General features: G+C 70.6%; 22 protein-coding genes and 2 pseudogenes. 15 read left to right on the forward strand and 9 right to left on the reverse strand.

Annotated elements, in window-relative coordinates:
* Positions 1-85: 85 nt before the first annotated feature.
* From I6J71_RS31865 to I6J71_RS31885, 5 genes and pseudogenes are all read left to right on the forward strand, one after another.
* On the forward strand, positions 86-1,555 hold the full coding sequence (locus I6J71_RS31865; protein ID WP_204090237.1) for an aldehyde dehydrogenase family protein: 1,470 nt from the start codon (positions 86-88) through the stop codon (positions 1,553-1,555).
* A 65-nt stretch (positions 1,556-1,620) separates the two neighbouring features.
* Positions 1,621-3,157, forward strand: a pseudogene (locus I6J71_RS31870) (APC family permease).
* A complete protein-coding gene (locus tag I6J71_RS31875; RefSeq protein WP_204090238.1) occupies positions 3,154-4,701 on the forward strand; it encodes a GMC family oxidoreductase in 1,548 nt (515 codons plus the stop codon). The pseudogene I6J71_RS31870 and the gene I6J71_RS31875 overlap by 4 nt, the downstream one beginning before the upstream one ends.
* A gap of 93 nt (positions 4,702-4,794) precedes the next feature.
* Entirely contained in the window at positions 4,795-5,220 is a 426-nt protein-coding gene (locus I6J71_RS31880) for a hypothetical protein (protein WP_239154034.1), read from the forward strand.
* Positions 5,221-5,388: 168 nt separating this feature from the next.
* Positions 5,389-5,967 (forward strand): ABC transporter substrate-binding protein, encoded by a 579-nt coding sequence (locus I6J71_RS31885; RefSeq protein WP_204090239.1) that lies wholly within the window; start codon positions 5,389-5,391, stop codon positions 5,965-5,967.
* Between the two features lie 213 nt (positions 5,968-6,180).
* Here I6J71_RS31885 and I6J71_RS49160 read toward each other — a convergent pair.
* The 3 genes and pseudogenes from I6J71_RS49160 to I6J71_RS31900 all read right to left on the reverse strand — a co-directional run.
* Positions 6,181-6,573 (reverse strand): annotated as a pseudogene (locus I6J71_RS49160) (hypothetical protein); the annotation flags it as partial.
* A gap of 424 nt (positions 6,574-6,997) precedes the next feature.
* The gene (locus I6J71_RS31895) at positions 6,998-8,188 is read right to left on the reverse strand and encodes a class I SAM-dependent RNA methyltransferase (protein WP_204090240.1); all 1,191 of its coding nucleotides are present in this window, start codon (positions 8,186-8,188) and stop codon (positions 6,998-7,000) included.
* Positions 8,185-10,248 carry an APC family permease gene (locus I6J71_RS31900; protein ID WP_204090241.1) on the reverse strand — a complete coding sequence of 688 codons (2,064 nt, stop codon included), beginning with the start codon at positions 10,246-10,248 and terminating at the stop codon, positions 8,185-8,187. Before I6J71_RS31900 ends, I6J71_RS31895 begins: the two co-directional genes overlap by 4 nt.
* A gap of 150 nt (positions 10,249-10,398) precedes the next feature.
* On the opposite strand from I6J71_RS31900, the gene I6J71_RS31905 reads away from it, so the two are divergent.
* Together I6J71_RS31905 and I6J71_RS31910 are read left to right on the forward strand one after the other, a co-directional pair.
* Entirely contained in the window at positions 10,399-11,064 is a 666-nt protein-coding gene (locus I6J71_RS31905) for a TrkA family potassium uptake protein (protein ID WP_204090242.1), read from the forward strand.
* On the forward strand, positions 11,064-11,720 hold the full coding sequence (locus I6J71_RS31910; RefSeq protein ID WP_204090243.1) for a TrkA family potassium uptake protein: 657 nt from the start codon (positions 11,064-11,066) through the stop codon (positions 11,718-11,720). The genes I6J71_RS31905 and I6J71_RS31910 overlap by 1 nt, the downstream gene beginning before the upstream one ends.
* 76 nt (positions 11,721-11,796) lie before the next feature.
* Here the strand turns inward: I6J71_RS31910 and I6J71_RS31915 are convergent, their stop codons facing one another.
* Together I6J71_RS31915 and I6J71_RS31920 are read right to left on the reverse strand one after the other, a co-directional pair.
* On the reverse strand, positions 11,797-12,552 hold the full coding sequence (locus tag I6J71_RS31915) for a DUF3159 domain-containing protein (RefSeq protein ID WP_370541999.1): 756 nt from the start codon (positions 12,550-12,552) through the stop codon (positions 11,797-11,799).
* A 9-nt stretch (positions 12,553-12,561) separates the two neighbouring features.
* The gene (locus tag I6J71_RS31920; protein WP_204090244.1) at positions 12,562-12,942 is read right to left on the reverse strand and encodes an OB-fold nucleic acid binding domain-containing protein; all 381 of its coding nucleotides are present in this window, start codon (positions 12,940-12,942) and stop codon (positions 12,562-12,564) included.
* Positions 12,943-13,044: 102 nt separating this feature from the next.
* Between I6J71_RS31920 and I6J71_RS31925 the strand changes: the two genes are divergently transcribed.
* Positions 13,045-13,761 carry an alpha/beta fold hydrolase gene (locus I6J71_RS31925; protein WP_239154035.1) on the forward strand — a complete coding sequence of 239 codons (717 nt, stop codon included), beginning with the start codon at positions 13,045-13,047 and terminating at the stop codon, positions 13,759-13,761.
* A 331-nt stretch (positions 13,762-14,092) separates the two neighbouring features.
* Here the strand turns inward: I6J71_RS31925 and I6J71_RS31930 are convergent, their stop codons facing one another.
* Both I6J71_RS31930 and dut read right to left on the reverse strand, forming a co-directional pair.
* On the reverse strand, positions 14,093-14,764 hold the full coding sequence (locus I6J71_RS31930; RefSeq protein WP_204090245.1) for a DUF3710 domain-containing protein: 672 nt from the start codon (positions 14,762-14,764) through the stop codon (positions 14,093-14,095).
* The gene (dut, locus tag I6J71_RS31935) at positions 14,764-15,267 is read right to left on the reverse strand and encodes a dUTP diphosphatase (protein WP_204090246.1); all 504 of its coding nucleotides are present in this window, start codon (positions 15,265-15,267) and stop codon (positions 14,764-14,766) included. The genes I6J71_RS31930 and dut overlap by 1 nt, the downstream gene beginning before the upstream one ends.
* 24 nt (positions 15,268-15,291) lie before the next feature.
* Here dut and I6J71_RS31940 point away from each other — a divergent pair, with 24 nt between their 5' ends.
* The gene (locus I6J71_RS31940; protein WP_204090247.1) at positions 15,292-15,783 is read left to right on the forward strand and encodes a DUF3093 domain-containing protein; all 492 of its coding nucleotides are present in this window, start codon (positions 15,292-15,294) and stop codon (positions 15,781-15,783) included.
* A gap of 193 nt (positions 15,784-15,976) precedes the next feature.
* Here I6J71_RS31940 and I6J71_RS31945 read toward each other — a convergent pair whose 3' ends face one another.
* A complete protein-coding gene (locus I6J71_RS31945; protein WP_204090248.1) occupies positions 15,977-16,285 on the reverse strand; it encodes a DUF4193 domain-containing protein in 309 nt (102 codons plus the stop codon).
* 561 nt (positions 16,286-16,846) lie between these two features.
* On the opposite strand from I6J71_RS31945, the gene cei reads away from it, so the two are divergent.
* Entirely contained in the window at positions 16,847-17,530 is a 684-nt protein-coding gene (cei, locus tag I6J71_RS31950) for an envelope integrity protein Cei (RefSeq protein ID WP_204090249.1), read from the forward strand.
* 52 nt (positions 17,531-17,582) lie between these two features.
* Here cei and I6J71_RS31955 read toward each other — a convergent pair whose 3' ends face one another.
* On the reverse strand, positions 17,583-18,404 hold the full coding sequence (locus I6J71_RS31955) for an inositol monophosphatase family protein (RefSeq protein ID WP_204090250.1): 822 nt from the start codon (positions 18,402-18,404) through the stop codon (positions 17,583-17,585).
* A 64-nt stretch (positions 18,405-18,468) separates the two neighbouring features.
* Here I6J71_RS31955 and ppgK point away from each other — a divergent pair, with 64 nt between their 5' ends.
* From ppgK to I6J71_RS31980, 5 genes are all read left to right on the forward strand, one after another.
* The gene (gene ppgK / locus I6J71_RS31960; protein ID WP_204090251.1) at positions 18,469-19,230 is read left to right on the forward strand and encodes a polyphosphate--glucose phosphotransferase; all 762 of its coding nucleotides are present in this window, start codon (positions 18,469-18,471) and stop codon (positions 19,228-19,230) included.
* Positions 19,231-19,480: 250 nt separating this feature from the next.
* Positions 19,481-20,896, forward strand: coding sequence for an RNA polymerase sigma factor (locus I6J71_RS31965; protein ID WP_204090252.1), 1,416 nt, complete (start codon positions 19,481-19,483; stop codon positions 20,894-20,896).
* Positions 20,897-22,030: 1,134 nt separating this feature from the next.
* On the forward strand, positions 22,031-23,008 hold the full coding sequence (locus I6J71_RS31970) for an ABC transporter permease (protein WP_204090253.1): 978 nt from the start codon (positions 22,031-22,033) through the stop codon (positions 23,006-23,008).
* On the forward strand, positions 23,008-24,009 hold the full coding sequence (locus tag I6J71_RS31975) for an ABC transporter permease (RefSeq protein ID WP_204090254.1): 1,002 nt from the start codon (positions 23,008-23,010) through the stop codon (positions 24,007-24,009). The genes I6J71_RS31970 and I6J71_RS31975 overlap by 1 nt, the downstream gene beginning before the upstream one ends.
* A complete protein-coding gene (locus I6J71_RS31980; protein ID WP_204090255.1) occupies positions 24,006-26,138 on the forward strand; it encodes an ABC transporter ATP-binding protein in 2,133 nt (710 codons plus the stop codon). The genes I6J71_RS31975 and I6J71_RS31980 overlap by 4 nt, the downstream gene beginning before the upstream one ends.
* Positions 26,139-26,145 lie beyond the last annotated feature (7 nt).

Raw genomic sequence — 26,145 nt, forward strand, 5'->3', positions numbered from 1 at the left:
GGGTGTGAACATGGGGTTCCGGCCAACTCGCGGCTACCGCGAGTGGCCACGATAATCCGAACCGGATCAAGATCGAGAGGACCTCATGGCGGACTTGTTCATCGGCGGTGAATGGGTGGACGCGAAGGCGGGTGGCCGGCGCGAGATCCGGTGCCCGGCCGACGGGTCCCCGGTCGCCGAGGTGGCCGAGGCCACGCGCGAGGACACCGAGGCCGCGATCGCCGCGGCGCGGCGCGCGTTCGACACCGGGCCCTGGCCCCGGACCCCCGCCGCCACGCGCGGTGACCTGCTGCTGCGCGCGGCCGACCTGCTCGACCGCGACGCCGAGGCGTTCGCCCGCGCCGAATCGCTCGATACCGGCAAACGCCTGGTGGAGAGCCGCTACGACATGACCGACATCGCCGCCTGCCTGCGCTACTTCGGCAAGCTCGCGGCCAACGACGCCGGCCGCGTGGTCGACACCGGCAGCGCCGGCTCGTTCAGCCGGATCGTGCACGAGCCGGTGGGCGTGTGCGGCCTCATCACGCCGTGGAACTACCCCCTGCTCCAGACCAGCTGGAAGGTCGCGCCCGCCCTGGCCGCGGGCAACACGTTCGTGCTCAAGCCGAGCGAGCTGACGCCCCACACGTCGATCATGCTGATGAAGCTGCTGACCGAGGCCGGCCTGCCCGGTGGCGTCGCCAACCTGGTGCTCGGCGCCGGTCCGGAGGCGGGCGCGCCGCTGTCGGAGCACCCCGACGTGGACCTGGTGTCCTTCACCGGCGGCCTGGCCACGGGCCGGGTCATCGCCGCCGGCGCCGCGGCGACGGTGAAAAAGGTGGCACTGGAGCTCGGCGGCAAGAACCCCAACGTGGTGTTCGCCGACGCCGACTTCGAGACGGCCGTGGACTACGCGCTCACAGCCGTGTTCCTGCACTCCGGACAAGTCTGCTCCGCCGGCGCGCGGCTCATCGTGCAGCGCGAGTGGCACGACGAGTTCGTCGACGAGCTGGTGCGCCGCGCCGAGCGGATCCGCCTCGGCGGGCCGTTCGACGAGCGCGCCGAGACCGGTCCGCTCATCTCCGCCGCCCACCGCGAGAAGGTGGAGCGCTACGTCGCCAAGGCCCTGGAAGAGGGCGCCGTGCTCCGCACCGGCGGTAAGCGGCCCGACGACCCCGCGCTGCAGTCGGGGTTCTACTACCTGCCGACGATCCTCGACGACGTGCGCCAGGGCAGCAACGCCGTGGTCGAGGAATCGTTCGGACCGGTGCTGACCGTCGAAACCTTCACCGACGAGGACGACGCCGTGCGCATCGCGAACGACACCTGCTACGGGCTCGCCGGCGGGGTGTTCACCAACGACGCGGCCAAGGCCCAGCGCGTGGCCGGCCGATTGCGCCACGGCACCGTGTGGATCAACGACTACCACCCGTACCTGCCGCAGGCCGAATGGGGCGGGTACAAGCAGTCCGGCTTCGGCCGCGAGCTCGGCCCGACGGGGCTCGCCGAGTACACGGAGGCCAAGCACATCTACCAGAACCTGCGTCCCGGCCCGCAGAAGTGGTTCGCCGGCTGACGCTGCCGCCCGTGCCCCGCCCCCAGCCCTAGTCCGATCGAGAACCACCGAAAGGACCAGTGCCCGTGAGCACCGACACCAGCGACCTCGAGCTGAGCGAATTCGGCTACACCAACCAGCTCAAGAGAACGCTGGGCAGCTTCCACACCTTCGCCGCGGGGATCAGCTACATCTCGGTGCTCACGGGGTCTTCCAGCTCTCCTACCTGGGCCTTTCCGAAAGAGGGCCGGCGTACTGGTGGTCGTGGCCGATGGTGTTCGGCGGGCAGCTGATGGTGGCGCTGAGCTTCGCGGAGCCGGCCGCGCAGTACCCGGTTGGCCGGGTCGGTCTACAACTGGGCGAAGAAGCTCAGCAACCCGCACGTCGCCTGGCTCGCGGGCTGGATGATGCTGCTGGCCTCGATCGTGTCGATCTCCGCGACGGCGCTGGCCTACCAGCGGACGCTGCCGCAGATCACGTCGTTCTTCCAGTTCGTCGGCGACGGCTCGGGCTCGAGCGATGCGGCCAACGGCGTGCTGCTCGCGACTTGCCTGATCGTGTTCACCACGCTGGTCAACGCGTTCGGCGTGAAGCTGATGGCGCGGATCAACAGCGCGGGCGTCTTCGTCGAACTGCTCTTCGCGGTGCTGCTGGTGCTCTTCCTCGCGTTCCACTTCGTGCGTGGCCCCGGCGTGGTCACGGAGACCAACGGCACGGGCGCGGGCCACGCGGGTGGTTACCTCGGGGCGTTCCTGATCGCGGCCATCGCGTCTTCGTACGTCATGTACGGGTTCGACACGGCGGCGTCGCTCGGCGAAGAATCCGTGGACCCGCACCGCAACGCGCCCAAGGCGATCCTGCGCGCGCTGGTGGCGTCGTTCGTGCTCGGCGGGTTGATCATCCTGTTCGCGCTGATGGCGGTCGGCAACATCCGCGCGCCGGAGCTCGGCACGATCGGCCTGCAGTACCTGCTGACCGACGCGCTCGGGCCGGCGATCGGGCGGATCTTCTTGTTCGTGGTGTTCGTGGCGATCACGGTGTGCGTGCTGGCCCGTGCACACCGCGGCCATCCGCATCGCGTTCGCCATGGCGCGGGCCAACGCGCTGCCCGGCGGTTCGAAATTGGCGCGCGTGAGCGAGAAGTCGGGTACGCCGGTGCTGCCCGCGATCGTGATCGGCGTGCTCGCGGTGGCGCTGCTGCTGGTGAACGTCAACTCGACCCAGATCTTCTCGGCCGTGACGAGCCTCGCGATCGTCCTGATCTACCTCGCGTACCTGCTGGTGACCGTGCCGATGCCGGTCAAGCGGCTGCGTGGCGGCCGGCCGCGCGAGGACTGCCCGCCAGGGCGGTTCTCCCTGGGGCGCTGGGGACTGCCGGTGAACGTACTGGCCGTACAGTGGGGCCTGGCCATGACCGTGAACCTCGCCTGGCCCCGCACGGAGATCTACAACGCGTCCCCGCCCTTCCACTGGTACCTGCGGTGGAGTTCGGTGCTCTTCGTCGGTGTCTTCGCGGCCGGCGGGTTCGCCTACTACTGGTTCGTGCAGCGCCACCGCACCGGGGTGCTGGCCGACCACGGCGCGGGGCCGCTTTCCCTTGCCGATGAGGAGGATTCCCGGTGAACGAGTTCGACTACGTCGTGGTCGGCGGCGGCACGGCGGGTTCGGTGGTGGCGGCGCGGCTCTCGGAGGACCCGGGCGTGACCGTGTGCCTGCTGGAGGCGGGACCGTCCGATGTGGACGACCCGGCCGTGCTCGAGCTGACGAAGTGGATGGCGCTGCTGGAATCCGGCTACGACTGGGACTACCTGGTGGAGCCGCAGGAGGCCGGCAACTCGTACCTGCGCCAGGCCCGCGCCCGGGTGCTGGGCGGGTGTTCGTCGCACAACTCGTGCATTGCGTTCTGGGCACCGGCCGAAGACCTCGACGACTGGGCCGCGCTGGGCCTGCCGGGCTGGTCGGCCGCGGACGTTTTCCCGCTGTACCAGCGCCTCGAGACCAACGACGGCCCCGGTGAGCACCACGGCCGCTCGGGTCCGGTGACGATCCGGTCGGTGCCGCCGAAGGACCCCGCGGGCGTTGCGCTGCTCGCGGCGTGCGAGCAGGCGGGTATCCCGACGACGGAGTTCAACTCCGGCAAGACCGTGACGCACGGGGCGAACTGGTTCCAGATCAACGCGCGCGAGGACGGTGTCCGGTCCTCGGCTTCGGTGTCGTACCTGCACCCGGTGCTGGACTCGAGGCCGAACCTGCAGGTGCGCACGGGCGCCCGGGCCAAGCGGCTGTTGTTCGACGGCCGCCGCTGTACCGGCGTCGAACTGCAGGCCCCGGACCTCATCCACCATTCGACGGTGACCGCGCGGCGCGAGGTGATCGTGAGCTCGGGCGCGATCGACACGCCGAAGCTGCTGATGCTGTCGGGCATCGGGCCGGAGGAGCACCTTCGCGAGGTGGGCGTGGACGTGCTGGTGGACTCGCCGGGCGTCGGCTCGAACCTGGAGGACCACCCCGAGGGCCTGGTCATGTGGGACGCGCTGCAGCCGATGGTCACGGAGTCCACGCAGTGGTGGGAGATCGGCATCTTCACGACCACCGAGGACGGCCTCGACCGCCCCGACCTGATGTTCCACTACGGGTCGGTGCCCTTCGACCTGAACACGCTGCGCCACGGCTACCCCACCACGGAGAACGGCTTCTGCCTCACGCCGAACGTCACGCGCAGCCGCTCGCGCGGCACGGTCCGCCTGCGCACCCGCGACTTCCGCGACAAGCCCCGCGTCGATCCCCGCTACTTCACCGACGAGCACGACATGCGCGTCATGACGGCCGGGGTGCGGCTGGCCCGCGACATCGCCGCGCAGCCGGCCCTGGACGAATGGGCCGGTACCGAACTCGCCCCGGGCCGCGACTGCGTCTCGGACGACGAGATCGCGGACTACCTGCGCAAGACCCACAACACCGTCTACCACCCGGCCTGCACGGCCCGCATGGGCCCGGACAGCGACCCCTCGGCGGTGGTCGACGCCCGCCTGCGCGTGCGCGGTGTGTCCGGCCTGCGTGTCGCCGACGCGTCGGTCATGCCCTTCCTGGTGACCGTCAACCCGTGCATCACGACGATGGCGATCGGCGAGAAGTGCGCGGACCTGGTGCGGGAAGACCGCGGCTGAACCGGCCGGGACCGTCCACCTGCGGCCGTCCGGAGGCGGTGGAACCGGTAACGGCACCGGTAGGCTCGGGGCCCCTGGGTCGCGGGAGGTGTCGTGGGCGGTGGGGCGCTGCGGAGAACACGGGCGGTCGTGGTGCTGGCCGCGTCGGTGGTCGGCGGGGTGGCCCTGGTGCTGCCCGCGGTGCGGTACACGACTGCGAAGTTCCCCGACGGGGTGCCGAGCCCGGACCTGAGCCTGGCGCTGCGCCTGGTGTGCGCGGCGGCGCTCGCGGCGGCCGTCGCCCTGGGGTGGGTGGCGCTGAAGCGCCGCAGCGACGAGGTGCTGGCGTTCGCGACACTGCCGGCGCTGATCGTGGTCGGGATAGCCGTGCGGTACCTGGTGCGGACGCTGCCCGGGCTGGCCGACCTCTTCCCGGCCGCGGCGATCGCGCCGGGGCTCGGGGCGTGGGTGCTGCTCGGCGTCGGGGTGCTGCTGACGCTGACCGGGCTGGCGAGCGGGTTCGCCGTCAAGCGCGGCTGAGCGTCGCCAAGACAGGCATGGCTACCTCGCATGGCTTCTGGCCTGGTGGGGCGGCGCGGTGCCCTCCGAGCCGCTGCAGGGCCGTCGGCGGGGCCGGCCCTCGCGGCGTGTGCGAGCGGCGGTTCGCCGGACGCCGGGGGTGCGCCGGCACCGGGCTTCCCGGTCGAGGTGAAAGGTGTCGAGGGCACGGCGACGATCCCGCGGCCGCCACAGCGCGTGGTGTCCGCGGGCCAGTACCGCGACGCCGACGCGGCCGTCGCGCTCGATGTCGTCCCGCTCATCACGCCGGACCTGGACAAGTTCCTGCCGGGCGGCCGGGTCGCCGTGGCTGACGGGCGAAGCCGGGGCCACTCGCCGGAACTGTTCGCCGACGCGCAGCTGCCTTTCGAGCGCATTGCCGCCCTCAAACCCGACCTCATCCTGGGCACCGGCGTTGCGCAGGACTGCAAGACCCTCAGCCCCATTGCGCCGACGCTGTCGTCGGCCGCCGGGTACCACAAGGACACCTGGCAGGTCACCACCCGCCGCGTCGGCACCGCGCTGGGCCGCTCGCCCGAAGCCGACCGCCTCGTCGCCGGCGTCGAAGCCCGGATCGAACCCGCGAAGGACCCGAACCCCGCGTTCGCGGGCCGCACGTTCACCATCGAACCCGGGACCGGCGACGGCACCGTCACCACGATCAGCAGCGTCACCGACGCTCCGCCGTGTTCTTCGCGCAGCTCGGGCTCGTGCTGTCGCCGAAGGTGACTTCGGTCCCCAGACCTCCATCCCGGGCCGCTCCCGGATCAGCCCGGAACGGCTCGACCTCGTCGACGCGGATGTCGTCGTCCTCACCGACACCCCCGGCAGCCGGGCCCGGACCGAGGGGCAGCCGCTGCCCGCCGTCCGCCGCGGCTCCTCCCTCGCGCTCGGCTTCACGACGACGATCGCGCTGACGTTCCCGTCGGCGCTGAGCGTGCCCTACGGCCTGGGTGAAGCCGTGCCCACGCTCTCCGGCGCCCTCAATGCCTGCTCCGGCGGGCACCGCACGCCCCCACCCGGCACCCTCCCCAAGAACGCCGCCAGCCGGTCCGCCGCCGCCGCACCCCGCGGACCCGGCTGCGGCGGTCCGAACGGCCCACCCGAGGCCCGCCCAAGGTCGCCGAACCGCGCCCGCCACGACTCCAGCGCCTGCGCCGCCGGCTCCGGCTCGAGGTCCGTCGGCTGTCCGGTCGCATCGGCAAGGTCCCAGCCGTGGGCGAGGAACTCGTTGAGCCGCAACTGCACGAGCAGCGAACCCGCCACTTCGCCCAGCGGTGTCACCACCAGCCGATCCGCGAGATCCGGCGCCGCCTGCACTGCCCGCACCCGCGAGACCGAAGCGGCGAACGCCGCCGCGGGATCCGTACCGAGGTAGTCGCGGGGCGGGCGGACCGGACCCGGCCCACTCCGCCGCCCGCGCGTTGCCGTGCGCGAGGTGGTTCACCACCGTGCGCACGTCCCGCTCCGAACACGCCCTCGGCAGCGCAAACTGGTCGCCGCGCACCGCCGAACCCACGTCCGGAACCGCGACCGCGGCGCGGTGGAAATCGTCGAGAAGCGTGATGCCGGAAGTGTCGCGCGCCACCGACAATTTCGCGTCCGACGTCACTGCGGCGGCCGGTGCCAACCTCACCACGGCGCGAGATCGCGCCGGCTCCGGACGGGGCGGTGCGATCGGCCCCCGGCCGATCCGACCGCTGCATCAGGAAGCCGGCTTGAGGCGATCTCGCACGCCCCGCCGGAGGCTGGGCCGAAATCACTGCAGGAGCGCCACGCACTCCACGTGGTGCGTCATGGGGAACGCGTCGAACGCCCGCAGGTCCGTCAGCGTGTACCCGTGCTCGGCGAACGTCGCCAGATCCCGCGCGAGCGCCGCCGGATCACAAGCCACGTACACGATGCGGTCCGGCTCCCCCGCGGCGACCGCGTCCACCACGGCGCGCCCGGCGCCCTTGCGCGGCGGGTCCAGCACCACCACGTCGACGGGCTTCGGCGCGCCCTCGAGCACGTGCTCCACCCGGCCCGCGCGCCACGAAACCTGAGGCAGGTCGGCGAGGTTTCGCTGACCGTCGGACACCGCCCGACGGCCGGACTCCACCGCGAACACGCGCCCGTCCGGCCCGACCTGCCCGGCCAGCACCGATGCGAACAACCCGACCCCGGCGTAGAGATCCCACGCCACGCCGCCGCGCGGCGCCTCGGCCCACTCCCCCACCAGCTGCGCGAACGTCTCCGCCGCGAAGGGGTGCACCTGCCAGAACCCGTGCGCGTCGAGGTGCCAGTCGCGGCCCGCCGCGTGCTGCACGGCCACTCCGCCCGAGAGGTCGCGCGATCGCGTGCGCCCGTGGACGGTCGTCAGCTCCCGCAGGTGCGTGTGCCCGTCGCCGTCGCTGGTCACCTCGAGCTCGGCACCTGGCCGCCAGCGCTTTGCCAGCGCGACGTCGAGCATCCCCGGCACCGCGATCGCGCAGTCGTCCAACGGCACGACGCGGTGGCTGTGGTGCTCGCGAAGCCCGGCACGACCGTCGCGCCCGGCGATGAGCCGCACGCGGCTGCGCCAGCCCAGCGGGCCGCCGTCGAGCAGTTCCACCACCACGTCCCGCTCGATCCCCGCCAGCCGCCGCAGCTGCTCGGCCACGACGGAAGCCTTGAGCGACCGCTGGTACCCCGGATCCGCGTGCTGCCAGTCGCACCCGCCGCAGCCGCCCGGCGTGGCCAGCGGACAGGGCGGCGCGACGCGGTGCTCCGACGCCGAGAGCACCTCCACCGCGTCGGCGCGGCAGAACGACCCGCCCTTGTCCTCGGTCACTTCCGCCCGCACGCGCTCGCCCGGCAACCCGTGGCGCACGAACACCACTCGTCCGTCCACACGGGACACACAGTGCCCGCCGTGCGCCACGGGCCCGATCTCGAGCTCGAGTGTGCGGCCGAGCCAGTTCTCCGTCATTCAGCCGGTTCCTTCGCCGGTTTCGGGCTTTCGACGGGCTTCGCCGGAGCGGGCGGAGCCGCACCACCCGCGGCCGCCGTGAAGCCCCGCCGGACGTCGCCGGCCGCCGGCCGCGCCCGCCGCTCGCGCTCGGCCGCCTTCGCCGACGACTCCAGCTGCCACGGCACGCTCGCGACGATGACCCCGGGCTGGAACAGGAGCCTTCCCTTGAGCCGCAACGCGCTCTGATTGTGCAGCACCTGCTCCCACCAGTGACCCACCACGTACTCGGGGATGAACACTGTGACCACGTTGCGCGGATTGTCGCCGCGCACGCGCTTCACGTAGTCCAGCACCGGCTTGGTGATCTCGCGGTAGGGCGATTCGACGACCTTCAGCGGCACCTTGAACTTGTGCGCTTCCCACTCGCCGGTCAGCCGGCGGGTGTCGGAGTCGTCGACGTTCACGGTGATCGCCTCGAGCACGTCGGGCCGCATCGCCTTGGCGTAGGCCAGCGCGCGCAGCGTCGGCCGGTGCAGTTTGGACACGAGCACGATCGCGTGGTTGCGCGACGGCAGCACGGTCGGGGTGTCGCCGAGTTCCTTCAGCTCTTCGGCGACGCGGTCGTAGTGCTTCCGGATCGCGGTCATCAGCGCGAAGATCGCCACCATCGCCGCGATCGCGATCCACGCGCCCAGCAGGAACTTGGTGATGAGCACGATCACCAGCACGGTGCCGGTCATCGTGAGGCCGATTGCGTTCACCGTCTGCGAGCGCCGCATCCGGCGCCGCTTGGAACCGTCGGTTTCCTTGGCCAGCAGGCGGTTCCAGTGCCGGATCATGCCCGCCTGGCTCACCGTGAACGATACGAACACGCCCACGATGTAGAGCTGGATCAGCCGGGTGACCTCCGCGTCGAACGCGATGATCAGCACGAGCGCGAAGATCGCGAGGAACAGGATGCCGTTGGAGAACGCCAGCCGGTCGCCGCGCGTGTGCAGCTGGCGCGGCAGGTAGCGGTCCTGCGCGAGGATCGAGCCGAGCACGGGGAAGCCGTTGAACGCGGTGTTGGCCGCCAGCAGCAGGATGATGCCGGTGGAGAACGAGATGTAGTAAAAGGCGGGCGGGAAGTCCGCGAACACGGCGTGGGCGATCTGCGCCACGATCGTCTTCTGCTGGTAGCCCGGAGGCGCGCCTTCGAGCTGCTCGGCCGGGTTGTCGGCGAAGTTCACCTTGGTGATCACGGCGAGCGTGATGATGCCGATGAGCATCGTGACCGCGAGCACGCCCATCATCAGCAGCGTGGTGGCCGCGTTCTTCGACTTCGGCTTCCGGAACGCCGGGACACCGTTGCTGATCGCCTCGACCCCGGTGAGCGCCGCGGCGCCCGACGAGAACGACCGCAGGATGAGGAAGACGAACGCGAACCCGGTCCAGGTGCCCTCGGAGTGCAGCTGGAAGTCGGCGCTCTCCGCGCGCATCGTGGTACCCGTCGCGGCCTCGATCAGGCCCCAGACGACCATGACCAGAATGCCCAGGATGAACCCGTACGTGGGGATCGCGAACGCTTTGCCCGATTCCCGGACGCCGCGGAGGTTCAGCGCCGTGAGCACGGCGACGATCACCACGGCGGCGAGCACCTTGTGCTCGGCGACCCACGGGATGGCGGACCCGATGTTGGCCACACCGGACGAAGTGGACACCGCGACGGTGAGCACGTAGTCCACGAGCAGGGCGCTCGCCACCGTGAGGCCGAACTTGCCGCCGAGGTTGGTGGTGGCCACCTCGTAGTCACCACCACCGCTCGGATAGGCGTGCACGTTCTGCCGGTACGACGCGACGACCGTGAGCATGACGACCGCCACGGCCACCCCGATCCACGGCGCGAACGCGTACGCGGACAGGCCCGCGAAGCTGAGGGTCAGGAAGATCTCCTCCGGCGCGTACGCGACGCTCGAAAGCGCGTCGGAGGCGAAGATCGGCAGCGCGATGCGCTTGGGCAGCAGCGTGTGGGCCAGGCTGTCGCTGCGGAAAGGACGTCCGAGGACCAGTCGCTTCAGCACGGTCGGGAACTTCGACACCCTGACGAATCTACAGCGGAGCGAAGCTCTTCCGTTGAGGGCGGTGGCGGGGAGGACGGTGGAGCCAACCGGGACCCGGCACGGTAGGTTCGGCGCTGGTGCGCGAGGGTACCTACGGACGGGTTTACCCCACCTACGAGGAGGCAGGGCGTGCACGTGGTGATCATGGGGTGCGGCCGGGTCGGCTCATCCCTGGCCGCGGCGCTGGAGCGTCTCGGCCACGAGGTGGCCGTCATCGACAAGAACCCCCAGGCGTTCCGCCGGCTGGGCAGCGACTTCCACGGCCAGCAGATCGTCGGAGTCGGTTTCGACCGCCAGGTGCTCGAGGAGGCGGGCATCGAGCGGGCCGGCGCCTTCGCGGCCGTGTCGAGCGGTGACAACTCCAACATCATCTCCGCGCGGGTCGCGCGCGAGAACTTCGGCCTCGAGAACGTCGTGGCGCGGATTTACGACCACAAGCGCGCAGCCGTGTACGAGCGCCTGGGCATCCCGACCGTCGCGACCGTGCCGTGGACCACCGACCGCTTCCTGCGCACCCTGCTGCCCGACGGCGTCGCCTCCGCGTGGCGCGACCCGTCCGGCAACGTCGCGCTGCTGCAGCTGCCGCTGCACGAGGGCTGGGTCGGGCGCAGCGTCCGCGACCTCCAGGACGCCACCGGCGCACGGGTCGCGTTCATCATGCGGTTCGGCAACGGTGTGCTGCCGGACAACAAGACCATGGTGCAGGCCGACGACCTGGTGTACGTCGCGGCCCGCTCCGGCACCGTCAGCGACGTGACGAGCGTGGCCGCTCGCGCGCCGGAGGAGGAGAACTGATGCGGGTCGCGATCGCGGGTGCGGGCGCCGTCGGGCGCTCCATCGCCGTCGAGCTGATCGACGGGCGGCACCAGGTGATGCTGATCGAGCGCGAGGCGGACCAGTTCGAGCCCGAGAGCGTGCCGCAGGCCGACTGGGTGCTCGGCGACGCGTGCGAGGTCTCGATCCTCGAGGAGTCCGGCATCGAGCGCTGCGACGTCGTGATCGCCGCCACCGGTGACGACAAGGCCAACCTCGTGGTGTCGCTGCTCGCGAAGACGGAGTTCGCCGTGCGCCGGGTGGTGGCGCGCGTGAACAACCCCGCCAACGAGTGGCTCTTCACCGATGCGTGGGGCGTCGACGTCGCCGTGTCGACCCCGCGGATGCTCGCCGCGATGGTCGAAGAGGCCGTGAGCGTCGGCGACCTCGTGCGGCTCATGACGTTCCGCCAGAGCAACGCGAACCTCGTCGAGCTGACGCTGCCGGAGGAGACCCCGCTGGCCGGCAAGCCCGTGAGCGACATCGCGCTGCCCCGCGACTCCGCCCTCGTCACGATCCTGCGCGGCGACCGCGTGATCGTGCCGCAGCCCGAGGACCCCCTGGAGGCCGGCGACGAGCTGCTGTTCGTCGCGACCGCGGACGTCGAGCCCGAGATCCGGTCGGCGCTGGGCTATTGAGCTCCTCGGAACTTGCGAACGCGAAAGGCCCCCGCACTGCGAGTGCGGGGGCTTTCGTCGCGGGTCTGGTGGCGGCTCAGGTTTCCGGGGTCGGGGCTTGCGCGTACTTCTCGCGCAAGCGCGCCTCGACTTCCGCGTCCGTCTCCGGCTTCGGCTCCTTCTCGGCCAGGGCCTTGAGGCGCTTGTCGGAGCGGCGGACGGCCCAGACGACCACGAGCAGGCCCAGCGCGTACAGCGGGTAACCCATGGCGATCTTGGCGAACGCGAGCCAGCCGGTGTAGTCGCTTTCGTAGAGCCAGCGCTGCACGACGAACCGCGCGGCGAAGATCACGGCCAGTGCGAGCGTGGCGACGTCGTAGCCGTAGCGCGACGGCTTGTCCTCGCGCCACGCCTGGCCGGCGCCGTTGAGCGCGCTCCACACGACGCCGGCGATCGGCCAGCGCACCACGATCGAGAGCACGAACACGGCGCAGTAGGCGAGGCTCGCCCAGATGCCGAAGAGGAAGAAGCCCTTCGCCGAACCCGTGCGGAACGCGATGAACGCCGCGATCGCCACACCGAAGAAGCCGGAGATCGCCGGCTGCAGCGGTTCCTTGCGCACGATCCGCAGGACCGTGATCGCCACCGCGCTGCCGATCGAGCCCCAGATGGCCGCGGTCAGCCCGAAGAACGCGTTCACCAGGACGAACACGATCACCGGCACGGCCGAGTAGAACAGCCCCGACACGCCGCCCATCTGCTCCAGCAACGTGGGCTCGGGCTTGCCGGTGTCGTTCCGGTCGTCCCCGCCTTCGGGCACGTGCTTCTCGTCGCGGGGGGCGGGTTCAGTCACGGGAGTCGATCAACCTACTGGGCTCTGGAGTTCGTAGTACGGGTTGTACAGCACCTTCTGACCGTCACGCTCGGCCATCCGGCCGCGGACCTTGATGGTCCGCCCCGGCTCGATGCCGGGGATCCGGCGTCGGCCCAGCCAGATTAGCGTCACTCCTTGTGTTCCGTCGAACAGCTCGGCCTGGAGCGTCGGAGCTCCCTCGGTCGGGCACAGTTCGACGCTGCGGAGCCTGCCGAGCACCGTCACCTCTTCGCCGGACCTGCAGTCACAGGCGCGCTGCGCACCTTCGGCCCCGGACCTTTCGGACATCTCGTCGGCGTCGAGGTCCTCGACGTCGCTGGTCAGCTTGCGAACCAACCGGCTGAAGTAGCCGCCGTCCTTGGCGGACATGGTGTGCTCCTGTGCTCCGGGGCCTCAGACTTCGCGGCCCGTGCGTAATCCAGCGTAGCTGTGGTCCACGTCAGCGAAACGGGTTTGGGCCAAGATCGCAACGTGACGTCCGCAATCCCGAAGCAACCCGTCGTCCTGATGCCCGGGACCGGGTCCGACGAGGTCTTCGTCCGTTCGGTTTTCGCGGGGCCGCTGGCCGCGCTAGGGCTCGAGTTGATCGCGCCCGCGCCACCGCCCGGCGCGGCGCTGGCCGAGGGGTACTTGGCGGAGCTGGACCGGCTCGCCCGGGTCCACGGGTCGCTGGTGGTCGGCGGCATTTCGTTCGGGGCCCACGTCGCCGCGGAGTGGGCGGTCGCCAACCCGGGGCGGTGCGAGGGGCTGGTTTGCGCTCTCCCGGCGTGGAACGGCGAGCCGGGGAACGCGGCCGCGGCGGTGGCTGCGCGGGCCTCAGCGGATCTCGTGGAGGCGCGCGGGGTCGAGGAGGCGTTGCGGGTTGCCGCGATGGGGAGTCCCGGGTGGTTGGTGGCGGAGCTGGCGCGGGCTTGGCGGCGGCAGGGGGCGGGGTTGGTGGACGGGTTGAGGGTTGCGGCGGGGAGGAGGGCACCGTCGTTGGTGGAGCTGGCGGGGGTTCGGGTGCCGGTGGGGGTGGGGGCGTGTGGGGACGATCCGGTGCATCCGGTTTCGGTGGCGAGGGAGTGGGTCGGTGCGGTGAGGAGCGAGGGGATCGGGGAGACGTCGTTGGTGGAGGTGGGGAAGGACCGGGAGGTGTTGGGGAGGGCTGCTTTGGTGGGGTTTCTGAAGGCTTGCTTTGGGAGGTGAGGTGGTCGTGCGAGGTTGCGGTTGTTCTGTGGGTTGACGCGGTCCGCGCGGGGGCGTGTTGCGGTGCGTATGCACCCCGAAGCGCGAAGGGTCGGCGGCCGTGTCGAGGCTCCGGATCGAGGTGCCGGGCGGGGGCCGGACGCATCCTTGTTGCGTAGTTTGCCGGCGGTGTCGTACGCGTGGTGCGTCGCCGGGCGAGGTGGTGGGCAGGGCCGGGCGCATCCTTCGTTGTGCAGTGGGGTGGCGGTTCGTAGGTGGGGTCCGTGGCCTTGGCAAGAAAAGAGGCCCCGGCGCCGGGTGTGGTGCGGGGCCTTCTTCGGGTGCGGCTGGGTCAGCCTTGCTGTTGCTCGGCGATGTGCTGGGCCACGGCGTCGGGGAGGGTGATGGGGAGCGGGGTGCGGACGGGCATCGGGGAGGCGCCGCGGTCGACGATGGTTTTGCGGACGATGGCGCGGAGCACGTCGGGGGCCGTGGAGGCAGCGCTCTGCGGGCCGGCGATGACACCGCGGAGCATCCAGCGGGGGCCGTCCACGCCGACGAAGCGAAGGGCCACGTCGCCGACGATGGCGGAGATTTCGAGGCCCCATTCGCCGCGGCCGATGGTGACCTTGGCGCCGTCGTTGCGGAGCTGGTCGGCGAGTTCGGTGCCGACCTCGCGCCAGAGGCCGCCGGAGCGAGGGGCGGCATACGCCGAGATCGTGATCTGGCCCTGTTCGGTCACCACGTGCACGGCGCGCACGCCGCCGGCTTCGGGGTCCATCTCGACCTGCACCTGCGAGCCGTCCGGGACCGGGACGCGCACCGAGCCCAGGTCGATGCGCGGGATGCCGTCCTCCTCCGCCACCTCGGCGACGTCGAAGGGGCCGTCGTCGGTCTGCGACAGCTGGTTCTCGGGCTCGACGGCGTAGTCGTCGGCGTCCTCGGCGGCGTCGCCGGTGGCGTCGTCGAACTCGGGCTCGGTTTCCCCGCCCTCGGACCGGCGCTTGCGTCCGAAAATCCCCACTACTTCTCCGTTCCTTCCCCGGTGGCCGCGTCCGCGGCCGGCACGTCCGGGACCAGTGTGGCGTGCCCGCCCGTCGAGCCGTAACCTCCGGCGCCCCGTTCGGTGTCACCGAGGTCGGCGACCTCGACGAACTCCGCGTGCTCCACCTTTTGCACCACGAGCTGCGCGACCCGGTCGCCGCGCGCGAGCACCACGGGCTCGCGAAGATCATGGTTGATGAGGCAGATGCGGATCTCACCGCGGTACCCCGCGTCGATCGTGCCGGGGGTGTTCACCACCGACAGCCCCACGCGGGCCGCGAGCCCCGAGCGCGGGTGGACGAACGCCGCGTACCCCGGCGGCAGCGCGATCGCGACCCCGGTGCCCACCACCCCGCGTTCGCCGGGCCCGAGCACGATATCCGAGGTGGTGACGAGATCGGCGCCCGCGTCGCCGGGCCGCGCGTAGGCGGGCAGCGGGACGCCGGGATCGAGCCGGGTGAGGAGTACCTGAACGCTGGACACGGGCGGCGAGACTACCCTTGTCGCGTGGCTGACACCGTGAACACCGCCGTGAAGAGCGGGCTGGCGCACTCCGAACGGCTGTACGTGCCGTGGTGGGGCTGGCCGCTGCCGATGCTGGGCGCGATCCTGATCGGCGTCGAAATCCACCTCGGCTACCCCTCGGTCCCCGTGTGGATCCCGCTGCCCATCGCGATCGTCGTGATGGCGGCCCTGCTGGTGTCGCTCGGCCGTTCGCGCGTGCGCGTCACGCGCGGTGCCGAACCGGAGCTGTGGGTCGGCGACGCGCACCTGCCCCTGCGCTTCGCCGGCGTGGTCGAGATCCTCGAGAAGGACGACAAGCGCCGTGCGCTCGGGCGCGACGGCGACCCGGCAGCCTTCGTGCTGCACCGCGGCTGGGTGGGCCCGGCAGTCCGCGTGCAGCTCACCGACCCGGCCGACCCCACGCCGTACTGGCTGTTCAGCACACGCAAGCCGCAGCGCATCGCCGCGTTGCTGCGCGGGCAGGCCGGTTCCTGACGGCTCGTCACCACTGCGTCACCACTGCGGCACCGGAGACGCGGAAGGGGGCCGGCCCGTAGGCCGACCCCCTTTGCCCAGCTCGCGAGCGAGCTCCCCCCGGAACCGCCGCGACTGTCTTCCCCTGAAAAACCCCGTGGTTCCCCGAGAGCCTGTGTGAGACCCCGTGCGCACCAGGCGCACGTCGCCCCACTCAGGCGCAGTCGCGGCAGATCAGCCGGCCGCCGTTGTCCTCGGCGAGCCTGCTGCGGTGGTGCACCAGGAAGCAAACCGAGCAGGTGAATTCGTCAGCCTGCTTCGGCACGACCTTCACGGTCATGTCCTCACCGGAAAGCCCGGAGAGGTCGGCGCCCGGGAGCTCGAAGTTCTCGGCGTTCGCGTCCTCGTCGACGTCGACGACGCCGGACTGGTTTTCGTTGCGCCGGGCCTTCAGCTCCTCCAACGAGTCTTCGGCCAGCTCGTCGGCTTCGCTGCGGCGCGGAGCGTCGTAGTCGGTAGCCATGTGTCCCTCACCCCTGCGATTCAGCTCTGTCTTGTTCTTCCGGTCCCGCGGACGTCGCCGCCCGTAAGCCCGTCGTGCCGCTGGTCAACGTTCCAGCGCCCCTGTTTGTGCCCGGCGGGTGCAGTGACCGAGGTCTCAGCCAGGTGCCCCTCTTCCTGCGGCCGGAGCCCGGGAAGGGTAGCTCACCGTTCGGCGCGCTCCGCACCAGGTCGCAAATTGCCGGTGATTCGTCACCCGACAGGGGGAATCCGCAGGTGAGGCGGCCGTCCCCCGTTCAGGTTGCCCGCGCGTCGCGAAGATCACCCAACGGCCGTGTCCGCTTGCTCCCGCGGAGGTGTCCGTGGTGCTATCGACCGACCGGGGAATCGTGTTCCGGCCTCGGCGCGGACCCCATGGGGTACAGGGTGACCCGCGCCACCGGTCGCGGCGCGCAGCGCCTAGGCTGACCGGCTACGAAGGTGTCGCTGAGTACACCGGGGCTACACCGAACGAGGCGCGCGGGACCTCGCGGTGCTGTGGGGTCCGCGGACGGGGATCCGCGTTCGGGAAGGGACGGGGCAGGTGGCGTCGGGGAACGGCTCGGGGGACCGTGGTGCGCGGCCCTATCGGAAGCACCGGCCACTGCCCGCGCTCCTCGTGATCGGGGTGCTCGCCCTGGGCGCGGTGATCGTGTGGGTGAACGCCGTGGTCACGCGGGGAGACATCGACGAGGCCGTGCACTGCACGCCGGCCGCCACGCCTCCGCCCGGCACCACGTACACCGTCGTGCCCCACAACGGCCTCGACGACCGCTCCCCCGTGCCGCCCGACAAGGTGGCGCTGAAGGTCCTCAACGCCAGCACCACGCGCGGCCAGGGCGGCATCGCCACCACGGCGCTGCGCGAGCTCGGCTTCTCCGGCATCGCCGACCCGGCCAACGACCCCGCCTACCCCAACGGCGACGCGAAGTGCCGCGGCCAGATCCGCTACGGCGACAACGGTGCCGCGGCGGCGCGCACGGTCAGCCTGGTCGCGCCGTGTGCCGAACTCGTCCGCGACAACCGCAAGGACGCCAGCGTCGACCTCGTCACCGGCACGCTGTTCGACGACATCCTTCCCCGCCCGGAGGCCGTCCAGATCCTCAAGAAGCTCTCGGACTGGTCCAAAGCCCACCAGGGTGGCGGCAGCAATGAGGCGGCCACGGGCCCCAGCGCGCCCGTCATCGACCAGACCCTCCTGGCCGCCGCCCGCGACGTGGCCTGCTGACGGCTGCTCCTCCGGCCCTGAACCCCCGCTCGAGGGTTCAGGGCCGCGTTCGTCAGACGGTGGCCGCGCCCGCCAGCGCCAGCACGTCCCGCAGCGGCTGGGCGATGCCCGGCGCCGCCGCGAACGTCGCGTCCTCGCCGAGGTCCGGGGCGGAGCCCGGCAGCAGGACACTGGCCCCCGCTTCGGCGGCGATGAGGGCTCCCGCCGCCCAGTCCCAGCGGTTGAGGCCGTGCTCGAAGAACGCGTCGAGCCAGCCCGCGGCGACCGCGCACAGCTCGAGCGACGCCGCGCCGTTACGACGGATGTCGCGGACGTGGCCGAGCAGGTCGGCGGCGAGGGCGCCCTGGCGGACGCGGCGCGCCCGGTCGTAGGCGAAGCCCGTACCGACGAGCGAGAGGTCCAGCCGCGCCGGCGCGGACACCGACAGGCGCCGGTCGTCGAGCCAGGCGCCGCGGCCGCGGGCGGCGGTCCAGCGCCGGCCGCTCACGGGCTCGACGACCGCGCCGGCCACGGACACGCCGCCGACCTGCGCCGCGAGCGACACGGCGAACGACGGGAGCCCGTAGAGGAAGTTTACGGTCCCGTCGATCGGGTCCACCACCCACGTCACCCCGCTGCCGGCGGCCTCGCCACCTCCTTCCTCGCCCAGCACCGGCTCGCCGGGGCGCAGCTCGGCGAGCCGCTCCCGCACCAGTTCCTCCGATTCCTTGTCGACGGCGGTGACCACGTCGGTGTCCGCCGACTTGGTGTCCACCCGGACTTCGCGACCGTCTTGCATGGCGGTCCAGGCCTCGCGCACCAGCCCGGCCGCTTCGGCGGCCACCTGCTCGGCAACGCTCTTCAGCAACGTCTCATCAAGTCCCACGACCGACATGTCACCACATCCGGTTAAAGTCTCCGGAGCAGACTTCTGAATCGTGCGAGAAGGGACCACGTCAGTGACGGCGACCCGAGGTTTCGGAATCGACATCGGCGGCAGCGGGATCAAGGGCGCGCTGGTCGATTTGGAAACGGGACAGCTCATCGGCGAGCGGCACCGGATCGAGACGCCGCAGCCGTCCACGCCCGACGCCGTCGCGGACGTGGTCGCCGAGATCGTCCGGATCGCCGAGTGGGACGGGCCGGTCGGCGTCACGCTCCCCGCGGTGGTCAAGAAGGGTGTCGCGCACACGGCCGCGAACATCGACCACAAGTGGATCGGCACGGATGCGGACGCGCTCTTCGCGCAGCGGCTCGGCATGAAGGTCGCAGACGTCGCGATGCTCAACGACGCGGACGCCGCCGGCATGGCCGAGATCCGGTTCGGCGACGAGCGCGCCCGCACCGGGGTCACGGCGCTGCTGACCTTCGGCACCGGCATCGGCAGCGCCGTCTTCCACGACGGCAAGCTCGTGCCCAACACGGAGTTCGGCCACCTCGAGGTCGACGGCCACGACGCGGAGAAGCGCGCCGCGGCGTCCGTGAAGGACAACGAGGGCCTCTCGTACCACCAGTGGGCCAAGCGGGTCCACCGCTACCTGACGGTGCTGGAGAACCTGATCTGGCCGGACCTGTTCATCGTCGGCGGCGGCGTGAGCAAGAAGTCGGAGAAGTGGGTACCCCTGCTGGACGTCCGCACGCCGGTGATCGTCGCGTCGTTGCAGAACAACGCGGGCATCGTCGGCGCGGCGGCCGCGGCAGCCGAGGGCATCGAGCACTGACGGCTGTGCCCCGGTGCCCCGGTGACGCCGGAAAACACACGCGGCGGTCACGGAAGGGTCACGTGCGGGTACCGTGCGGCAGGCCGGAGGGTGATCGCTTCGCGACGCACCGCCCGGCCGTCGTTACAATGGAACATGGCCCACGGCTGCGGGAGCGAAAACTGCAGGCCGAGGCGTGTTCCCCGAATGTGAGGCAGCCGAGGTGGCGATACCTCGGCTCGTCATGATCGACCGCTGCGAAAGGGCGTAAGTGGCAGCCGCAAGAACCGCAACCCGAGGCGGGACGAAGACAGCGACCGCAGCCGGCGAGCCGGCCGACGAGGCAGCCACCGGCGCGGCGAAACCCGCGGCGCGCAAGACCGCCACGAAGTCGGCAGGCGCGAAGAAGGCCCCCGCCAAGAAGGCGCCGGCCAAGAAGGCCACGACCAAGGGCACCAAGACCGAGGACGGCGAGCTCGACGGTCCCGAAGAGCTCGACGAAGCCGAACTCGACAGCCCGGATCTGTCGGACCTGGAAGAGGTCGAGGTCGACGTCGTCGACGAGACGGTGAACGACGAGGTCTCGGACGACGACAGCGACTCCGACGACGATGACGACAGCGAGGAGGCGGAGACCCCCGCCGCGCGCCGTCGCAGCACCGCCGCCGACAAGAACACCACGAAGTCGTCGGACAACCCCGACTTCGTCTGGGACGAGGAAGAGTCCGAGGCGCTGCGCCAGGCGCGCAAGGACGCCGAGCTGACCGCGTCGGCCGACTCGGTCCGCGCCTACCTCAAGCAGATCGGCAAGGTCGCGCTGCTGAACGCCGAGGAGGAGGTGGAGCTCGCCAAGCGCATCGAGGCCGGGCTCTACGCCGCCGAGCGCGTGCGCACCGCCGAAGAGGAGGGCGAGAAGCTCGTCACCCAGATGCGCCGCGATCTCAAGTGGATCGTGCGCGACGGCGAGCGCGCCAAGAACCACCTGCTGGAGGCGAACCTCCGGCTGGTGGTGTCGCTGGCCAAGCGCTATACCGGCCGCGGCATGGCGTTCCTGGACCTGATCCAGGAGGGCAACCTCGGCCTGATCCGCGCGGTGGAGAAGTTCGACTACACCAAGGGCTACAAGTTCTCGACGTATGCCACGTGGTGGATCCGCCAGGCGATCACGCGCGCGATGGCCGACCAGGCCCGCACCATCCGCATCCCGGTGCACATGGTCGAGGTCATCAACAAGCTGGGCCGCATCCAGCGCGAACTCCTCCAGGACCTCGGCCGCGAGCCGACCCCCGAAGAGCTCGCCAAGGAGATGGACATCTCGCCGGAGAAGGTCCTGGAGATCCAGCAGTACGCTCGCGAGCCGATCTCCCTCGACCAGACCATCGGCGACGAGGGCGACTCCCAGCTCGGCGACTTCATCGAGGACTCCGAAGCGGTCGTCGCCGTCGACGCGGTGTCGTTCACACTGCTGCAGGACCAGCTCCAGTCGGTGCTGCAGACGCTGTCCGAGCGCGAAGCCGGCGTGGTCCGCCTGCGTTTCGGCCTCACCGACGGCCAGCCCCGCACCCTCGACGAGATCGGCCAGGTCTACGGCGTCACGCGCGAGCGCATCCGCCAGATCGAGTCGAAGACCATGTCGAAGCTGCGGCACCCGTCTCGGTCCCAGGTCCTGCGCGACTACCTGGACTGATCAGCCGGATTTCCTGATCACCGAGGAACCCCGTCACCTCCGAGGTGGCGGGGTTCCTCGCTGTGCCTGGGGTTTTCCAGTGGCCACTGTGGACGCGGAGGCTGCGGCGCCGATCCACTTGCACTCCCGAGCGCCGGCCCTCGCTCCACCCGCCGCGCTCCGGTTCGCGCCCCGGCGGCTACCGCCCCTGGCTCCAGTACCGCACGCCAGCCCACGCCCCGGTCTCGCCCTGCGTGCCGTGTTCCGGTTCCGAGCTTCAGCCCCGCTCGCGCGACAGCAGAACCCACCCTCCCGGGGGCCGCCCATGATCCATTCTACCCGCGCACACCGACGAAACCCGGTCCTCAACCCGTTTGTCCACACCCCACTCGAGTTGTGGACAAGTCGAGCCGCACCCGAGGCGCGAGGCGCGAGGCGCGAGGCGCGAGGCGCGAGGCGCGAGGCGCGAGCCGCGAGCCGCGAGCCGCGAGCCGCGAGCCGCGAGCCGCGAGCCGCGAGCCGCGAGCCGCGAGCGCAGGTTAATCCACTCGCTAGGGCCGGCGGCCAGGAGCCGCCCGAACCACTCGCCGGGCAAGGCCACCCGGAGCGACGCGCGCGACCCATCGGCACACACCAGGCCGGTGCGCCAGCGCAACGGCGAGCCGCACCCGAACCGCGGCGAGACACGGCGAAGCGGAGAAAGCGCTCCCCCGCACCGCGGTTCCGACGCCTGCAGGTCCCGGGCTAGCCGGTCTGGACCACAACGGAGAGGTCCAGACCAAGTCCGTTATGTCCGTTCCCCTCGTTCCGCCCGCCACCGGAGCTTTCCGGAAACATTTCCGGAACGTGATCCGCGGTATTCGGGAGACCACCCACCGCGACGAACCGCAGGTAGTGATTACCGCGTGGACCCCGTTGACCGCAACAGCCGAAAGTCGGTGCTTTACCCGCCCAGCGCGGAAATCGTGATTATTTGGTTGCCTCGGAACGAAGATCGCAGGCCCCTGTCCGGATTATGCTGCGCCGACAACGAGCGTCAGCAGCATTCGGAAGGCAGCACCGGCTAGTGTTTTCGACGAAAACTCAATCGCGCGAGAGCCAGGCGTGGCCGTCGGCGCGGAGCGGATCCTCCGGTCGGCGTGAATCGAGGAAACCGTGATCGGCTTCCTCCTCCGCCGCCTCGTCAACTACGTGGCCTTGTGCCTGGTCGCCACCTTCGCGGCCTTTTCCTTGGCATCACTGGCGTTCAGCCCGCTGGACGCCCTGAAACTGCGGAACCCGCCGGCGCCGCAGTCCACGATCGACGCCAAGGCCGCCGAGCTCTACCTGAACCAGCCGATCCCCGAGCGCTTCTTCACGTGGCTCGGCGGGGTGCTGCAAGGGAACTTCGGCCGCACCGTCGCCGACCAGCCGATCACCGACGAGCTCTTCCGCCGCGCCGGCGTGAGCCTCCGGTTGTTCCTGCTGGGCATCACGATCGGCATCATCATCGGCGTGCTCGTCGGTGTGGTGAGCGCGATCCGGCAGTACAAGATCAGTGACTACGTGGCCACCACGTTCTCGTTCGTCGTGCTGTCCACTCCGGTCTTCGTGATCGCCACGATCCTCAAGGCCGGCGCGCAGTCCGTGAACGACAACCTGCTCGACGGCTACCAGTTCTTCATCGTGCAGGGCGAAACCAGCGGCCTCGACGGCAGTTTCGGCGACGTGCTGCTCGACCGGTTGCAGCACCTCATCGTGCCGACGCTCGCGATCGTGCTCACGCAGGTCGCGTACTACAGCCGCTACCAGCGTTCGGCGATGCTCGACGTGCTGGGCTCCGACTTCCTCCGCACCGCGCAGGCGAAGGGCCTCACCCGGCGGCGCGCGCTGTTCAAGCACGGCCTGCGCACCGCGCTGATCCCCATGGCGACGCTGTTCGCGTTCGGCTTCGGCCTGCTGATCACGGGTGGCATCTTCACCGAGAAGATCTTCGGCTGGTACGGCATGGGCGACTGGCTGATCACCGGCATCCAGAAGCAGGACACCAACATCGTCGCGACCGTGACGCTGTTCATCGCGATCTGCGTGCTGCTGGCCGGGTGGCTGGCCGACGTGCTCTACGCCGCGCTCGACCCGAGGGTGAGGATCTGATGGCCGCTCCCGTGAACGAGGCCGACATCGCCGACTCGGCCGTGCTGGCAGCTGACCCGCGCAGCGAAGCCGAGAGCAGGTCCTCCAGCCGCGGCAAACTCGTGCTGCGCCGCTTCCTGCGCAACAAGCTCGCGGTCGCCTCGCTGATCGTGATCGTGCTGTTCTACGTCGCGGCGTTCACCTACAGCTGGTACTCGCCCTGGGCCTACGACGAGCTCGACCCGGTGTCGAACCTGCTGCCGCCGGGCGGCAGCCACTGGTTCGGCACCAACCAGATCGGCGGCGACATGTTCGCGCAGACCATGCGCGGGCTGCAGAAGTCGCTCACGATCGGCCTGCTGGCCGCGCTGTTCTCCACCGGCGCCGCCTCCATCGTCGGCGCCGCCGCCGGCTACTTCGGCGGCTGGACCGACCGCATCGCCATGTGGGTCGTGGACCTGTTGCTGATCCTGCCGCCGTTCCTGATCATCTCGATCCTCTCGCCGGCGTTCCGCGGCAAGACCTGGCTGATCCTGGTGGGCCTGATCGCGCTGTTCCAGTGGATGATCACCGCGCGCATCGTGCGCGGCATGACGCTGACGCTGCGCGAACGCGAGTTCGTGAAGGCCGCGAAGTTCATGGGCCAGCCGGCGTGGCGGATCATCGCCAAGCACATCGTGCCGAACATGGCTTCGCTGCTGATCATCGACGCGACCATCAACGTCGGTGTCGCGATCATCACCGAGACCTCGTTGTCGTTCTTCGGGTTCGGCGTGCAGTCGCCCGACGTTTCGCTCGGCACGCTGATCTCGAGCGGGTCCGACGCGGTGCGCACGTTTCCCTGGCTGTTCTACATCCCGGCGGGCTTCCTCGTGGTCACCGTGCTCGCGGTGAACTTCGCGGGTGACGGCCTGCGCGACGCGCTCGACCCGTCGTCGAGCCGGTCGCGGCGCAAGGAGCGCAAGCGCATCGAAGAGAAGACGAAGTCGCCGTCTCCGAAGACCGTGGGAGCACAAGCATGAGCGCCGCACTCGAACTGAGCGCGGAGACCGGGAAGCCCACCGGCACGGTCCTGGAGGTCTCGAACCTCGACGTGTCCTTCCCGTCGGAATCCGGCCGCGTGCACGCCGTGCGCGGACTGAACTACCAGGTCGCGGCCGGCGAAGTGCTGGGCATCGTCGGTGAATCGGGCTCCGGCAAGTCGGTGTCGTCCCTCGCCGTCATGGGCCTGCTGCCGCCGCAGGCGCGCGTCTCCGGCTCGATCCGGTTCCAGGACACCGAGCTCATCGGCAAGTCCGACATCGAGCTGTCGAAGCTGCGGGGGAAGAAGATCTCGATGGTCTTCCAGGACCCGCTCTCGGCGCTCACGCCCGTGTACACCGTCGGCGCGCAGATCGCCGAGGCGCTGCTCGTGCACGCCAAGGGCTCGCTGAGCAAGCAGGAGGCCAACAAGCGCGCGGTCGAGCTGCTCGACCTCGTCGGCATCCCCCACGCCGCCGCGCGCGCCAAGGCCTTCCCGCACGAGTTCTCCGGCGGCATGCGCCAGCGGGCGGTGATCGCCATCGCGATCGCCAACGACCCGGACCTGATCATCGCCGACGAGCCGACGACCGCGCTCGACGTGACGGTGCAGGCCCAGGTGCTGGAAGTGCTCAAGACCGCGCAGGAGGTCACCGGCGCCGGCATCGTGATCATCACCCACGACCTCGGCGTCGTCGCCGGGTTCGCCGACCGGCTGATGGTCATGTACGCCGGGCGCGCCGTCGAGCAGGGACCGGTCGAGACCATCTACGACCAGCCGCGGATGCCGTACACGCTGGGCCTGCTGGGCTCGATCCCGCGCGTCGACGCGCACGAGAAGCAGCCGCTGGTGCCGATCGAGGGTCAGCCGCCGTCGCTGGTGGACCTGCCGCCCGGCTGCCCGTTCGCGCCGCGCTGCCCGCTGGCGATCGGCGCCTGCCGCGAGGCCGAGCCGGAGCTGTTCACGATCACGCCGGGCAGTCCGAACGCCCCCGTCGACACCACGCACCGCGCCGCGTGCATCCGCACCGAGGAGCTCGCCCGGCCCGAGGCCGACGCGGCCGAGGTGTACGGCGCCGAAGTGGTCGAGGAAGCCCCGGTCGCGCACGTGCCCCGCGAGCAGCGGTCCACCGTGCTCGCCGTGCAGGACCTGAAGAAGCACTACCAGGTCACCAAGGGCGCGGTGTTCAAGCGCAAGGCCGGCACCGTGAAGGCTGTCGACGGCATCAGCTTCGACATCGTCGAGGGCGAGACGCTCGGTCTGGTCGGCGAGTCCGGCTGCGGCAAGTCGACCACGCTGATGGAGATCCTCGAGCTCGCCGCGCCCGCGGGCGGTTCGGTCGCGGTCCTCGGCAAGAACGTCGCGAAGCTCGACGGCAAGGCGCGCAAAGCGATCCGGCGCGACCTGCAGGTGGTGTTCCAGGACCCGATGGCCGCGCTCGACCCACGGCTGCCGATCGGCGACATCATCGCCGAGCCCATGGTGACCCACGGCTACGACAAGGCGCGCATCGCCAAGCGCGTGCCGGAGCTGCTCGGGCTCGTGGGGCTGCGCGCGGAGCACGCCGAGCGCTACCCGGCGGAGTTCTCCGGCGGCCAGCGCCAGCGCATCGGCATCGCCCGGGCGCTCGCGCTCGAGCCGAAGATCATCGTGCTCGACGAACCGGTGTCGGCGCTGGACGTGTCGATCCAGGCCGGCGTGATCAACCTGCTCGACGAGCTCAAGGCCAAGCTCGGCCTGTCGTACCTGTTCGTGGCCCACGACCTGTCGGTGGTGCGCCACATCGCCGACCGCGTGGCCGTGATGTACCTGGGCAAGATCGTGGAGATCGGCGACGTGCGCACGGTTTTCGAGGCGCCGCAGCACCCGTACACGCAGGCCCTGCTGTCCGCGATCCCGATCCCGGACCCGGTGAAGGAACGCGAGCGGACGCGGATCATCCTCACCGGCGACCTGCCGAGCCCGGCGAACCCGCCGTCGGGCTGCCGGTTCCGCACGCGCTGTTTCGTGTTCGCTCAACTGTCCGAACAGGACAAGCAGAAGTGCATCGACCTCGAACCGCCGCGCGAACCGCGCGCGGCCGACCACGACGTCGCCTGCCACTACGCCAAGACCCGCGAAGTCGTGTAGCCACACA

Source organism: Amycolatopsis sp. FDAARGOS 1241, from assembly GCF_016889705.1.
Lineage (GTDB): Bacteria > Actinomycetota > Actinomycetes > Mycobacteriales > Pseudonocardiaceae > Amycolatopsis.